The organism is Brevundimonas sp. (assembly GCF_003248455.1).
In the GTDB taxonomy this organism is placed as follows: Bacteria; Pseudomonadota; Alphaproteobacteria; order Caulobacterales; family Caulobacteraceae; genus Brevundimonas.
This window is the reverse complement of record NZ_QFNM01000048.1, coordinates 1-13,970: the sequence shown is the minus strand read 5'-3', so window position 1 is coordinate 13,970 and position 13,970 is coordinate 1. Positions and strand designations below refer to the sequence as shown.

At 68.4% G+C, this 13,970-nt stretch carries 13 protein-coding genes and 1 tRNA gene; 8 read left to right on the top strand and 6 right to left on the bottom strand.

The window, feature by feature from the left end; genetic code table 11:
• The 4 genes from DI624_RS14910 to DI624_RS14895 all read right to left on the bottom strand — a co-directional run.
• The coding region (locus DI624_RS14910) for a 3-hydroxyacyl-CoA dehydrogenase NAD-binding domain-containing protein (protein ID WP_291540054.1) at positions 1-1,487 on the bottom strand (1,487 nt) is incomplete at its 3' end.
• Positions 1,488-1,674: 187 nt separating this feature from the next.
• A complete protein-coding gene (locus DI624_RS14905) occupies positions 1,675-2,880 on the bottom strand; it encodes an acetyl-CoA C-acetyltransferase (protein ID WP_291540052.1) in 1,206 nt (401 codons plus the stop codon).
• A gap of 227 nt (positions 2,881-3,107) precedes the next feature.
• Entirely contained in the window at positions 3,108-3,332 is a 225-nt protein-coding gene (locus DI624_RS14900) for a hypothetical protein (RefSeq protein WP_291540051.1), read from the bottom strand.
• Positions 3,333-3,389: 57 nt separating this feature from the next.
• Entirely contained in the window at positions 3,390-4,625 is a 1,236-nt protein-coding gene (locus DI624_RS14895; protein WP_291540048.1) for a PQQ-dependent sugar dehydrogenase, read from the bottom strand.
• Positions 4,626-4,810: 185 nt separating this feature from the next.
• On the opposite strand from DI624_RS14895, the gene DI624_RS14890 reads away from it, so the two are divergent.
• Both DI624_RS14890 and DI624_RS14885 read left to right on the top strand, forming a co-directional pair.
• Positions 4,811-4,887: transfer RNA gene (locus DI624_RS14890), tRNA-Met, on the top strand.
• A 300-nt stretch (positions 4,888-5,187) separates the two neighbouring features.
• Positions 5,188-5,496: a hypothetical protein gene (locus DI624_RS14885; protein WP_291540046.1), complete on the top strand. Its 309-nt coding sequence runs from the start codon at positions 5,188-5,190 to the stop codon at positions 5,494-5,496.
• Positions 5,497-5,503: 7 nt separating this feature from the next.
• On the opposite strand, the gene DI624_RS14880 is transcribed toward DI624_RS14885, so the two are convergent.
• On the bottom strand, positions 5,504-6,175 hold the full coding sequence (locus DI624_RS14880; protein ID WP_291540044.1) for a TlpA disulfide reductase family protein: 672 nt from the start codon (positions 6,173-6,175) through the stop codon (positions 5,504-5,506).
• A 73-nt stretch (positions 6,176-6,248) separates the two neighbouring features.
• On the opposite strand from DI624_RS14880, the gene argH reads away from it, so the two are divergent.
• The 5 genes from argH (at position 6,249) to DI624_RS14855 (ending at position 10,893) form a co-directional block, all read left to right on the top strand.
• Positions 6,249-7,613, top strand: a complete 1,365-nt coding sequence (argH, locus tag DI624_RS14875) for an argininosuccinate lyase (RefSeq protein ID WP_291540056.1) — start codon at positions 6,249-6,251, stop codon at positions 7,611-7,613.
• Positions 7,610-7,840 (top strand): hypothetical protein, encoded by a 231-nt coding sequence (locus DI624_RS14870; protein WP_291540043.1) that lies wholly within the window; start codon positions 7,610-7,612, stop codon positions 7,838-7,840. Before argH ends, DI624_RS14870 begins: the two co-directional genes overlap by 4 nt.
• Before the next feature lie 3 nt (positions 7,841-7,843).
• On the top strand, positions 7,844-9,118 hold the full coding sequence (gene lysA / locus DI624_RS14865) for a diaminopimelate decarboxylase (RefSeq protein WP_291540042.1): 1,275 nt from the start codon (positions 7,844-7,846) through the stop codon (positions 9,116-9,118).
• Positions 9,119-9,167: 49 nt separating this feature from the next.
• Positions 9,168-9,824, top strand: a complete 657-nt coding sequence (locus tag DI624_RS14860) for a hypothetical protein (protein ID WP_291540041.1) — start codon at positions 9,168-9,170, stop codon at positions 9,822-9,824.
• A gap of 73 nt (positions 9,825-9,897) precedes the next feature.
• Positions 9,898-10,893: a cation diffusion facilitator family transporter gene (locus DI624_RS14855; protein ID WP_291540039.1), complete on the top strand. Its 996-nt coding sequence runs from the start codon at positions 9,898-9,900 to the stop codon at positions 10,891-10,893.
• 4 nt (positions 10,894-10,897) lie between these two features.
• Here the strand turns inward: DI624_RS14855 and DI624_RS14850 are convergent, their stop codons facing one another.
• Positions 10,898-11,755: a glutamate racemase gene (locus DI624_RS14850; protein ID WP_291540037.1), complete on the bottom strand. Its 858-nt coding sequence runs from the start codon at positions 11,753-11,755 to the stop codon at positions 10,898-10,900.
• Between the two features lie 129 nt (positions 11,756-11,884).
• Between DI624_RS14850 and DI624_RS14845 the strand changes: the two genes are divergently transcribed.
• On the top strand, positions 11,885-13,970 hold a 2,086-nt coding region (locus DI624_RS14845; RefSeq protein WP_291540035.1), incomplete at its 3' end, for a M3 family metallopeptidase.

The window sequence follows — 13,970 nt, the reverse complement described above, 5'->3', positions numbered from 1 at the left end:
TTGACGACGATCGGCGTCTTCTTGATCTTCAGCACATAGTCCAGCGCCTTGGCGATGGCGGCCTGACCCGTCTTTTCGCCCAGGATGATCTCGACCAGCATCATCTTGTCGACGGGCGAGAAGAAGTGGATGCCGATGAAGTCCGCAGGCCGCACCGAAGCCTCGGCCAGGCCGGTGATCGGCAGGGTCGAGGTGTTGGAGCCGAACACGGCGCCGTCGGCCAGCTGGGCCTCGGCGCGCTTGGTCACGTCGGCCTTGATCTCGCGGTTTTCGAACACCGCCTCGATCACCAGGTCCGATCCCTTGATCAGGTCGTAGTCCGTCGTGGCCGTGACCGAGCCGAGCAGGGCGTCGTACTTCTCCTGGGTCAGCTGACCGCGCGACAGGCGTTTCTTCAGCAGCTCCTCGACATGGGCCTTGCCCTTGTCGGCGGCTTCCTGGGTCTGGTCGATCAGGATGGTCTCGATGCCGGCCATGGCCTGAACATAGGCGATGCCCGCGCCCATCATGCCGGCGCCGATGACCGTGACCTTCTTCGGATCGGACTTGGGCACGCCGGCCGGGCGCACGGCGCCCTTGTCCAGCTCCTGCTTGGACAGGAACAGCGAACGGATCATCGCCTGGGCCTGAGGCGTCATCAGGGTCTTGATGAAGTAGCGGGTCTCGATCCGCAGGGCCGCGTCCATCGGCACCTGGGCGCCCTCGTAGACCGCCTTCATCAGGTTCACCACGGCCGGATAGTTGCCGTAGGACTGCTTGCGCAGCATGGCGTTGCCGACCATGAAGTTCTGGATGCCGGCCGGGTGGTAGGGACCGCCGCCGGGAAGCTTGAACGACTTCTCGTCCCAAGGCTGGACAGCCTTGCCGCCATTCTTGATCCAGGCCTTGGCGGCCTCGACCGATTGGCCCTTCTCCACCACCTCATGGACGATGCCGGCGCCCTTGGCGTCGTTGGGGCGGAAGGACTTGCCCTCGCTCATGGCCATCATGGCGTTCTGGACGCCGACCAGGCGGGTCAGGCGCTGGGTGCCGCCGCCGCCGGGGAACAGGCCGACCTTGATCTCGGGCAGGCCCAGCTGGATCTTGTTGTCGTTCTCGACCACGCGGTAGTGGGCCGCCAGGGTGAACTCCAGCCCGCCGCCCAGGGCCAGGCCGTTGATCGCGGCCGCGATCGGCTTGCCCGAGGTCTCCAGCGCGCGGAAAGCGCCGTTCAGCGCCCAGCCGGCGTCGAAGGCCTTTTGCAGGTCGCCGCCGCCCGACAGCACGCCGCCGGCCATGTCGCCCAGGTCCGCCCCGGCGCAGAAGCCCGACGCCTTGCCCGAGGTGATGACGGCGCCCTTGATGGCGTCGTCGGTCTTGATGCGTTCGACCAACTGCGGGATTTCCGCCATGACCGAGGAGGTCAGGGTGTTCATCGAACGGCCCGGGACGTCGAACGTGACCAGGGCGATTCCGTCGGCGTCGACGTCGATCTTGAAGTTTTCCATTTGGCGATCCTGCCTTTTTCAGCGGGCGGCCTGTCCGCAGGTCGCGCCCTTTTTGAAACCCGTCATCCTCGGCCTTGTGCCGAGGATCCAGAAACTCAAACGCCTGCCGATCATACTCCACCGCCTGGGAGTCTGGACCCTAGGCACAAGGCCTAGGGTGACGGTGAAAGGGAGGACAGGCGCGCGATCAAATCCGCTCGATCACCGTGGCGGTGCCCATGCCGCCGCCGATGCACAGGGTGATCAGGGCGGTCGACTTGTTCGAGCGTTCCAGCTCGTCCAGGGCGATGCCGGTGATCATGGCGCCGGTGGCGCCCAGGGGGTGGCCCATCGAGATGCCGCCGCCGTTCACGTTCATCTTGGCGTGGTCGATGTCGAGCGCCTGCATATAGCGCAGGACGACGGCGGCGAAGGCCTCGTTCAGCTCCCACAGGTCGATGTCGTCGGGCGTCATGCCCAGCTTCTTCAGCAGTTTGCGGGTCACATATTCCGGGCCGGTCAACATGATCGACGGCTCCGAGCCGATCGAGGCGCCGCCCAGGATCTTGGCGCGCGGCTTCAGGCCTAGGGCCTGGCCGGCTTCCAGCGAGCCGATCAGGACGCCGGCCGAACCATCGACGATGCCCGACGAATTGCCGGGCGTGTGCACGTGGTTCACGCGCTCCACCTCGGGGTAGCGCTGGTTGATCACGCTGTCGAAGGCCATCTCGCCCATCATGGCGAAAGAGGGATTCAGGCCGCCCAGGGCCTGCATGTCCGTGTTCGGACGAATCGTCTCGTCATGGTCCAGGATGGTCAGGCCCAGCTGATCCTTGACCGCGATCACCGAATTGTTGAACCGGCCCTCGGCCCAGGCCTTGGCGGCGCGCTTGTGGCTTTCGACCGAATAGGCGTCCACGTCGTCGCGGCTGAAGCCGTATTTGGTGGCGATCATGTCCGCCGACACACCCTGCGGCACGAAATAGGTCGGGAAGGCCGAGGACGGGTCGGTCGGCCAGGCGCCCATGTCCGAACCCATCGGCACGCGGCTCATGACCTCGACGCCGCCGCCGACGGCGAAGTCGGCCTCGCCGGACTTCACCTTGGCCGTGGCCATGTTCACCGCTTCCAGGCCGGAGGCGCAGAAGCGGTTGACCTGGACGCCCGCGGTGTCCTGGGACCAGCCGGCCGACAGCACGGCGGTGCGGGCGATGTCGGCGCCCAGTTCGCCCACCGGGGTCACGCAGCCCAGGATGACGTCGTCGACCTTGGAGGTGTCCAGATCGTTGCGGTCGCGCAGCGCCTGAAGAACCTGGGTGGCCAGGCTGAGGCCGGTGATCTCGTGCAACGAGCCGTCCTTCTTGCCCTTGCCGCGCGGGGTGCGGACGGCGTCGTAGATATAGGCGTCAGCCATGGGAGTGGGTCTCCATTTTTGTCCCCTATGCGCGACACGCGGTGTCGCGCGACTTGAGGGGAGGACGGTTCCAAGCGTGGACGCCAAGAACCCTACGTTTACGTCAACGTCAAGTAATAAGCCGCGTGATCTCTCGCCAGGATGGGCGGCGTTCGCGACGACGGGAAGGACAGGAAGGGGCGACGGGCGGACGCACGTCCGACCCGTCGTCGGGATCGGCGCCGGGCTCAGTCGGCGCGGGGAATGCGGCTCGCGCCGCCGGTGATCTTGCAGGCGTATTCGGTCTGCGGCCGGCCGGTCTGGACGCCGGTCGGGACCAGGATGCCCTGGTCGCGGGCGCAGGCGGCCTCCAGGGCGTCCATCTCCTGCTGATAGCGATTGACGCCGCCGGTCGTGCCGCAGGCTGCAAGCAGCGGCAGGGCGAGGGCTGTGGAGAGGATCAGGATACGCATGGTCGATTGCTCCCTATGGGACGCGCGCGCCCCGGCTCGTTCCCCCTAGGGTGAAATCTACTGCGTCGCCGCCAGCCTGACCAGCTTGCCGTCCTGTTCGTCGGTGACGGCCCAGACGGCGCCGTCGGCGGCCACCGCCACGTCGCGGACCCGCTCGCCCAGATCGGTCAGCAGACGCTCCTCGCCGACGACGCGGTCGTCCGCGATCACCAGCCGGGCGATGTGCTTTTCCTTCAGGCCCGCGACCAGCAGATTTCCGTTCCAGCCGGGGAACATGGCGCCCTGGTAGAAGGTCGCCCCGCCCGGCGCGATCACCGGATCCCAGTAGTAGACAGGCTGTTCCGTGCCTGGCGCCTGGGTCGCGCCGCTGTTGATCTGGCCGCCGGCGTACTCGACGCCGTAAGCCGCATCGGGCCAGCCGTAGTTCAGTCCGGGCTTGTCGATATTGACCTCGTCGCCGCCGCGCGTGCCGTGTTCGACGGTCCAGATCGCGCCCGTTCCCGACTGGACGGCGATCCCCTGGACGTTGCGGTGACCCAGGCTCCAGATTTCGGGCCGGGCGCCGGCGCGGCCGACGAACGGATTGTCGGAGGGGACGGAGCCGTCGGCGTTGATGCGGATGGTCTTGCCCATGTGCGAGCCCAGGTCCTGGGCCTGGGGCCGCATCGGCTTGTCGGAGCGTTCGCCCAGGGTCACGAACAGCTTGCCATCCGGCGCGAAGGCCAGGGACGAGCCGAAATGCTTGTCCCCGTCATAGACCGGCAGGGCGCGGAACACGACCTGCACGTTCTCGACCCGCGACCCGTCGTCGGACAGGCGCCCGCGCGCGACCGAGGTGGCGTTGCCGCCCTCCCTCGGTTCGGAATAGCTCCAGTAGATCATCCGGTCCTGGGCGAAGCCGGGGCTGACGATCACATCCAGCAGGCCCCCCTGGCCGCGCGCATCGACGGCGGGCAGGCCCTGGATCGGTTCGCCGACCTGGCCCTGGGCGGTGACGAGGCGCATCCGGCCGGGCTTTTCCGTCACCAGCCAGCGGCCGTCCGGCAGGGCGGCCAGACCCCAGGGATGGACCAGGCCCGAGGCGACGACCGTATGGCTCATGGCCTGTTCGGTCTTGACCGCCGGCGCGCGGGTCTGGCCGGGGAAGGCCGGCCGCTGGTCGGGATTGCTGGCCGGCCGCGTCTCCAGCGGCGCGCCGCTCTGGGACGTGGTCTCGGCGCTTTCGCCGTTCGCCCCGCAGGCGGCGGCGAGCACGAGCAAGGACGTAGAGGCGGCGGCGACGATCAGGCGCATGGCGCAGGCTCCGAAAGGCGAGAGGCTTATCGAGCGAAAACGGCAGGGCCAGCGTTACCGTTCCCGTGCGCCCCGGTCGTGCGCCCTATCGCCGCATGATCTGACGCGAGATGACTTGAACACAGCCTCCGACGGCGATATAGGCACGCCTCTTTCGCGGCCGGCTCCGGCCCCGCGACGCCCGGGACTGGGTAGCTCAGATGGTTAGAGCGGTGGATTCATAACCCACAGGTCGGCGGTTCGATCCCGCCTCCAGTCACCACCCCATCCGCATTCAGCAGAGCCAAGGATCACATCGGCGGCGGCTGGGTCCTGAAGAAGGCTGTCGCGCCGACTCCGAAGTAAAGCAGAGCGAAGATGATCGCCAAGGCGAGCAGTAACAGGACCACGCCGCGTTTGCTTTTCAGGACACGGGGTTTGGTCGTGCGTCGCGCCATGGAGGCGAAACAGCGGCCGGGCGCTTCTGTTCCCAATGTCCGAAAGGCGTCGTGAGGCCAGGAGGCAACCTGCGCCATTGTGCTGCGTTTCCCGTCGATCTTCCAACCTTGACCGGAGTTTCGCCGTGACGATCCGAACCCAAGCCCTGCTGGCCGCCGTCGCCGCCCTGACGCTGGGCGCCGCCGCCTGCACCCAGGCCGAGCAGGAAAAGACCGAGGCCCATGCCGAGGCCGCCGCCGACAAGACGGCGGATGTGGCGTCGCAGGCCGGCGAGGTGATCGAGGGCGGGGCGATGAAGGCGGCCCAGGCCGTCGAGACCGGCGCCGGCAAGGTCGCCGACAAGCTGGAAGGCGAACAGGCCGAGGCCGCCGCCGAAGGCAAGCCGGGCGCGATCGATCCCGCCACGGACGAACGCGTCCCGGCCCGTAACTAAGGCCGGATCAGGCGGGGGGCGCCGCCGGCTGCGGCCCTTCCGCCAGCACGGCGTCGATCAGGGCGCGGGCCTGGGGGCTGGACCAGTCCGCTTCGCCCGCCATGGCCGCGCGGATACGGCCCTGGCGATCCAGGACGATGGTTTGCGGCATGGCGCCCTTGGCGGGGAATTCGAACGGCAGCTGGAAGCGGATGTCGCTGTAGAAGGGCAGGGGGGCGTGATCGTCCAGGAAACGCCTGGCCTCGGCCGCGGCTTCCGGCGTCGCATCCACATTGATCGGCAGGACGACCAGGTCCGGGTTCGCCGCATAGGCTTTCGCCAGCGCCTGGAGCGTCGGCATTTCCGCCTTGCACGGCGCGCACCACATGGCCCACAGGTTCACGACCACCACCTTGCCCCGAAAGGCCGAGAAGCGGACGGCCGTGCCTGTGCGGTCGCGGAAGGCGTATTCGGGGGCCGTTTCGGCCCGGGCCGGGGTGGAAAGCGCGGCCAGCGGACCGGCGGCGAAGCGCGCCAGGTCGCTTTTCGGCGTCGCGGCGGCGGTTGCGGCCTCTTGCATTTGCGCCTTCTGGCGATGATTGGCGTATAGCGACATCGCCATGCCGCCGGCGCCGGCGATGGTGCTGACCACCACGACCGCGCCGACCACCGCCCAGATCGCCTTCCTAGAGCCGCTCATGACCCAATCCGTTCCTGCCGACGCCATGCCATCCGCCGGTTCGACTGCGCCGGCGAAGCCGGCGGGTCAAGACATGTGGGGCGGACGCTTTTCGTCGCGCCCGGCCGAGATCATGCAGGCCATCAACGTCTCCATCGGCGTGGACCAGCGTCTGTGGCGCCAGGACCTGGCCGGATCGCGCGCCCATTGCCGGATGCTGGCCAAGCAAGGAATCATCCAGCCGGCGGACGCCGAGGCCATCCTGGGCGGGCTGGACGCCATCGAGGCCGAGATCGAAAACGGCGTCTTCCCCTTCCGCGACCAGTTCGAGGACATCCACATGAATGTGGAGGCGCGGCTGAACGAACTGATCGGCGAGCCGTCCGGGCGGCTGCATACGGCGCGCAGCCGCAACGACCAGGTCGCGCTGGATTTCCGCCTGTGGGTCCGCGACGCCTGCGACCGGTCGGCCGCCCAGTTGAAGACGCTTCAGGCCGCCCTGCTGAACCGCGCCGAACAGCACGCCGGCGACCTGATGCCCGGCTTCACCCATCTGCAGACCGCCCAGCCGGTGACGCTGGGCCACCATCTGATGGCCTATGTCGAGATGTTCGGCCGCGACGCCGGTCGCTTCGCCGACGCCCGCGCGCGCATGAACGAAAGCCCGCTGGGCGCCGCCGCCCTGGCGGGGTCGCCCTTCCCCATCGACCGCCGGATGACGGCGGCGGAACTGGGATTCGACCGGCCGATGGCCAACAGCCTGGACGCGGTGTCGGACCGCGACTTCGCGCTGGAAAGCCTGGCCGCCGCCTCGATCACGGCGGGCCATCTGTCGCGCCTGGCCGAGGAGATCGTAGTGTGGATGACGCCGATGTTCGGTTTCGCCGCCCTGCCCGACGACCTGACCACCGGCTCTTCGATCATGCCGCAGAAGCGCAACCCCGACGCCGCCGAACTGGTGCGGGCCAAGACCGGGCGGATCATGGGGTCGCTGGTGGCCCTGTCCACCGTCATGAAGGGGCTGCCGCTGGCCTATTCCAAGGACATGCAGGAGGACAAGCCGCCGGTGTTCGAGGCGTTCGACGCCCTGGACCTGGCGCTGAACGCCATGACGGCCATGGTTTCGGCCCTGCAGCCTGACACTGAACGGATGGCCGCCGCAGCCGGCGCGGGCTTCTCCACCGCCACCGACCTGGCCGACTGGCTGGTGCGTGAACTGAACCTGCCGTTCCGCAAGGCGCACCATGTGACCGGGGCGGCGGTGAAGCGGGCGGAGGCGCTGGGCGTAGACCTGGCGCAACTGCCGCTGGACGAGATGCAGAAACTGGAGCCGGGGATCACGGAAGCGGTTTACAAGGTGCTGACCGCCCAGGCTTCCTGCGAAAGCCGACAGAGCTATGGCGGAACCGCGCCGGAACAGGTCCGCGCGCGCATCGCCGATTGGAGAGGCCGCCTATGAAGAAGACTTTGATCCTCGCGGGCGCGCTCGCCCTGCTGACCTCGGCCTGCGGGCGGATGGCGGACCTGGAATCGCCGGTGCGCCAGACCGAGCGCGCGCCGCGCGACAGCCGCGCCCCGCACCTGCCCGAGCCGGCGACGATGAACCGCCCGTCCAGCAGCGTGCCGATCGACGGCGGCCCGTCCAATCCCATCGGCGCCGGCGCCGCCCAGAACGATCCGCGATAGACCTTGCACCATTTCGACCTGAAGGACGGGGCCCTGCATGCCGAGGGCGTGCCGCTGGAGCTGATCGCCGACGAGGTGGGCACGCCCGCCTATGTCTATTCGACCGCGACGCTGAAGCGGCATTACGGCCTGCTGCGCGCCGCCGCCGACGCGCATCGCGACGCCCTGGGCGAGGCCCTGATCGCCTTTGCGGTCAAGGCCAACTCCAACCTGTCGGTCCTGGCCACCCTGGCCAAACTGGGGTCGGGCGCCGACACCGTGTCGGAAGGCGAGATCCGCCGGGCCCTGGCGGCGGGCGTGCCGGCCGACCGCATCATCTTCTCGGGGGTCGGCAAGACCGATGTGGAGATGGCGTTCGCGATCAGCGTCGGGGTGCGCCAGATCAACGTCGAATCCGGCGCCGAGCTAGACCGGCTGATCGCCGTCGCGGCCATGATGGATGCGGCGCCTGCCATCGCCGTCCGCGTCAATCCCAATGTGGGTGCGGGCGGCCACGCCAAGATCACCACGGGCGGCAAGGGCGACAAGTTCGGCGTGCCGGTGGAAGAGGCGATGGATCTGTACGCCCAGGCCTCGGCCTCGCCCCATGTCACGCCGGTCGGCCTGGCCTGCCATATCGGCAGCCAGATCGTCGACCTGGCCCCGCTGGAGGCCGCCTTCACGGTCCTGGCCGAGATGACGCGGGCCTTGCGCGCCCAGGGTCATGCGGTGACGCGGCTGGACCTGGGCGGCGGGCTGGGCGTGCCCTATTCCGGCGGGGTCGAGCCGCCGTCCCCGGCCCGTTACGTCGCCATGGCGGCGCGGGTGCTGGACGGGCTGGACGTCGAGGCGGCGTTCGAGCCGGGGCGGCTGCTGGCCGCCAACGCCGGGGTGCTGCTGAGCCAGGTGATCCAGGTCAACGAACGCTCGGACGGGCGCCGGTTCTTGGTGCTGGACGCGGCGATGAACGACCTGATGCGGCCGGCGCTCTACGACGCCTTCCACGACATCCGGCCGGTCGTTCCGCGCGGCGGCCAGACCTTGGCCTACGATGTGGTCGGGCCGGTGTGCGAGACGGGCGACACCTTCGCGCGCGACCGCGCCCTGGCGCCGCTGAAGGCCGAGGACCTGGTGGTCTTCACCGGGGCGGGAGCCTATGGCGCGGTCATGGCCAGCGAATACAACAGCAGGCCCCTGGCGCCCGAGGTTCTGGTGGACGGCGATCGGTGGGCCGTGATCCGACCGCGCCCGACCTATGAGGAGATGCTGGACCGCGAGCCGTTCGCCGACTGGCTTTGATGTCGAATTCGGCTCGACCGTTATAAAGTAACACGCTATAGGCGGCGTCATGTCTCCCGGCGCCGAACAGTCCGTCCTCTTGTCCCTGCTGGGCGGCGGCTTCGTCGCGGCCTTCCTGCACGCGGCCCTGCCGACCCACTGGCTGCCTTTCACCCTGGTCGGGCGAGCGCAGGGCTGGCGGCCCCGCCGCATCCTGCTGGCGGTGACGGCGGCGGGCCTGGCCCACATCGCCACGACGGCGGTGGTCGGCGGCCTGATCGTGGCGGCGGGCCTGGCGCTGGACCAGTGGATCGGAGGGATCCTGCCCCACCTGGCGGCGGTGCTGCTGTTCCTGTTCGGGGCCTTTTATCTGGCGCGGTCGGCCCTGCGGCGTCCCGTCCTGGCCGGCGGCCCGGGGGTCGAGACGCCGGATCCGGCGGTGTCGGACAAGGCCGCCTTTTGGGGCCTGGTCGCCATGATGGCGGTGTCGCCGGGCGAGGTGCTGCTGCCCATCTATCTGTCTTCGGCCTCGGCGGGGATCGGGGCCCTGGCCCTGCTGACCCTGGTGTTCGCCGTCGGCACCGTCGCGGGCATGGCGCTGTTCACGGCCCTGGCCAGCGCCGGCGCCTCGATCCTGCGTCTGGAGCGGTGGGCGCGTTACGAGGGGGCGGTGCTGGGCCTGGCCCTGATCGCCCTGGGCCTGATCGTGGCCATGCATCAGCACTGATATTACATGATAACATTCAAAGCGTTATCAAGTAGCGGCTTGGCTGTATGCGTAAAGGGCGTATAGGCGAGCCATGAACGCCGCCCATCACGACCATGACCACGACCACGATCATGCCGATCACGGTCACGGGCGTTCGCACGCCCGTGGCCACGGTCATGGTCACAGCCACGCTCACGGCCACGGGGGGCACGGCCACGGCCCGGTCGACACCGGCGACTGGCGCTATGCGGTCGGGCTGGTCGTCAATCTGATCTTCGTCGCCTGCGAGTTCGGGGCGGGGCTGATCGCGGATTCCACGGCGCTTCTGGCCGATGCGGGCCACAATCTGTCCGACGTGCTGGGTCTGGCCATGGCGGGCGGGGCGGCCTGGCTGGCGCGGCGCGGCGCGCACGGGGCGGCCGGCGGCCGGCGGACCTATGGCTTCGGCAAGGCGACCGTGCTGGCGGCGCTGGGCAATGCGCTGCTGCTGATCTTCGCCTGCGGGGCCATCGCCTTCGAGGCCGTGCGGCGTTTCAACGAACCGGCGCCGGTCGGGTCGGGCGTGATCATGGCGGTCGCGGGGATCGGCTTCGTCATCAACCTGGGCACCGCGCTTCTGTTCATGAGGTCCCAGCACGACCTGAACGCCAAGGGGGCCTATCTGCACATGATGGCCGATGCGGGCGTGTCGTTAGGCGTGGTGGTCGCGGGCGGGCTGATCATGGCGACCGGCTGGTCGGTGGTCGATCCGATCGTCAGCCTGGCGATCGTGGCGGTCATCCTGTGGTCCACATGGGGGCTGCTGAAGGATTCGGTCAATCTGGCCCTGGACGGCGCGCCCAGCGGCGTGGACGTGGCGGGGCTGGAAAAGGCGTTGGTCGCCCTGCCGGGCGTTCGGGCGGTGCACGACCTGCACGTCTGGGCCCTGTCGACGACCGAGACGGCCTTGACGGCGCACCTGGTCCACGACCGGGCGGACGGGGCGGCCCTGATCGGCGAGGCCCAGGCGGTCGCGCGCCGCCACGCCATCGGCCATACGACGCTGCAGCTGGAGACCGAACGTCTGCCCGACTGTTCGGGGTGCTGAGCCCTTACGTCTGTTCGAACGTCAGCGGCGCGCCCCAGAACTGGGACACCAGTTCCGACTGAGGTCCGGCCTGGCCGGTGGTCAGGAAGTCGCGACGGCCGCTGTCGCCCAGGTCGTATTCGGGGTGCGCCTTGAAATAGCGGTCCAGGGCGTCGGCCACCGCCGTCGGCTGTTCGATCAGCGTCGTGCCCGGCGGCAAGGCCTGGGCGAACAGTTGGGCGACGATCTCGTAATGGGTGCACCCCAGTATGGCCTTGTCGGGGTGGCGGCCGATGCGGCGGCGCAGCGCATCGACATGGTCGTCGATCACCACCTTCAGCTCCTCGGCCGGGGCGCCCAGTTCGATCAGGCCCGCCAGGCCCGGGCAGGGCTCGCAGAAGACGGCGATGTCCTCGCGGCGCTTGTCGATCTCGATCTCGTAGACGCGGCTGATGGCGGTGGCGGCGGTGCAGAAGACGCCGGTGATGTCGATGGAGGCGACCTTTTCGCCCTCCCGCGGGCGTTCGGCCTCGAAGCTCCAGGGCTTGCCGGTGGCCGCCTCGATGGTCGGCACGATGATGCCCAGGATATTGACGGGGCGGCCCAGGCGTTCGCGCAGACCCGGCAGCCAGGTCTGTTGCAGGCGGCGCAGCGCGATGGCCGAGGCGGTGTTGCAGGCCAGAACCACGAGGGAGGCGCCGGCGTCGAACAGACGCTCGCACCCCGCCCGGGTCAGTTCGACGATGTCCTCGCCGCCGCGTCCGCCATAGGGGGCGTGGGCCTGATCGGCCAGATAGACGAAGTCCCGCTGGGGGAAGCGCCGGGTCAGGGCGCGGTGGACGGTCAGGCCGCCCACGCCGGAGTCGAAAACACCAATGGCCATGCCGGCGCTTTAGAACAGTGCGACGACGTATCCAACCGCATTGGCGATAAGATTGGCGGCCGATCAGGTGACGCTGGCCGATTAGCGGCCTAAGTGTAGCGCCGATATGATTTTCCCACGGAGCACTCCATGCACAGACGCCAGCTTCTCATCGCGGGCGGCAGCCTGATGGCCCTCTCGGCCTGCGCCTCGACCGGAGCCGCCTCGGGCGCCGGCGGTTCGGCCGCCGCGCCCTCGCCCGCCAGCGTGGCGGAAGAAGCGCGCATCGCCCGCGCCGTCCTGCCCGCCCAGGCGCCGCGCGCCGAACTGTTGCAGGTGTGGACCGGCAAGTACGACGGCGCGCCGCCCTTCGACAAGGTGACGCCCGCCAAGCTGCGCGAAGCCATGCTGGAAGGCATCGAACTGCAACGCGCCGACATCGCCGCCATAGCGAACAACCCCGAGGCCCCGACCTTCGCCAACACCCTGGCGGCGCTGGAGCTGGCCGGCGAGCCGCTGGACCGCGCGTCCAACATCTATGGCGTGATGACCTCCAACATCGGAGGCGAAGCCTATGACGCCGTGGACACCGAACTGTCGCCCCTGCTGTCGGCGGCCTCGGACGAGATCACCTTCAACGAAAAGCTGTTCCAGCGCGTCAAGACCGTCGCCGACAACGCCGACGCCATGGGCCTGAACGCCGAGCAGAAGCGCCTGGCCGAGCGTCGCCGCGACGCCTTCATCCGCTCGGGCGCCAATCTGGACGCCGCCGGCAAGGCGGAACTGGGCCGGATCAACACCGCCCTGTCCAACGCCTTCACCCGCTTCGGCCAGAAGGTCGTCGCCGACGAGAACGCCTGGACCCTGATCCCGACCGAAGCCGGGGTGGCGGGCCTGCCCGAGTCCAACAAGGCCGCGGCGGCGGGCGCGGCGCGCAGCCGCAACCTGCAGGGCTGGGCCATCCTGAACACCCGTTCGGCGGTCGATCCCTTCCTGACCTTCGCGGACGACCGGGCGCTGCGCGAGCAGGTCTGGAAGAAGTTCGTCAATCGCGGCGACAACGGCGACGCCAACGACACCAACGCCACCATCGCCGAGATCGTGAAGTTGCGCGATCAACGGGCGAAACTGCTGGGCTATCGCAACCATGCCGAACTGCGGATGCAGGACACCATGGCCAAGACGCCGGCGGCGGCCGAGGCCCTGATGAACCGCGTCTGGGCGCCGGCCAAGGCCCGCGTCGCCGAGGAGGTCGCCGACATGAAGGCGATCGCCGGGTTCGACATCGAGCCGTGGGACTATCTCTACTTCGCCGAAAAGGTCAGGAAGGCGAAATACGACCTCGATCAGAACGAGCTGAAACCCTATTTCGAGCTGAACGCGGTCCGGTCCGGCTCCTTCGCCATGGCCGAACGCCTCTATGGCTTCCAGTTCAAGAAGCTGCCCAAGGGGTCGGTCCCGGTGTTCGAGCCGGACGTGGAGGTCTACGAGGTCTACGACAAGACGCGCGACGGTCGCCTGATCGGCGTCTATTACACCGACGACTACGCACGGCCGGGCAAGCGGTCGGGCGCCTGGATGACCACCTATCGGTCCTTCTCGCAGCTGGACGGCTCCAAGGTCATCCTGGCCTCGAACAACAACAACTTCACCAAGCCCGAGCCGGGCGAGCCGGTGCTGATCTCGCTGGACGACGCCGAGACCCTGTTCCACGAGTTCGGCCATGCGCTGCACTATTTCTCGTCGGTCGTGACCTATCCGTCGTTCGGCAATACGCCGCGCGACTTCGTGGAATATCCGTCTCAGGTGCACGAGCACTGGGTGCTGAGCCGCCCGATCCTGGACGGCTATCTGAAACACTATCAGACAGGCGCGGCCATGCCCCAGGCGCTGGTGGACAAGATCGAGGCCGCCGCCACCTTCAACCAGGGCTATGCGACGGTCAGCTATCTGTCCTCGGCCATCGTGGACATGGACCTGCACACCCAGGCCGTTCCCCCGACCGACATCGACGCCTTCGAGCGCGAGAGCCTGGCCCGGATCGGCATGCCCAAGGAGATCGTGATGCGGCACCGGCTGCCGCAGTTCAATCACCTGTTCACCTCGGACGCCTATTCGGCGGGCTATTACAGCTATTTGTGGTCCGAGACGATGGACGCCGACACCTGGGCCTATTTCGAGGAGTCGGGCGACGTGTTCAATCCGGACATCGCCGGCCGCTTCAAGTCGATCATGC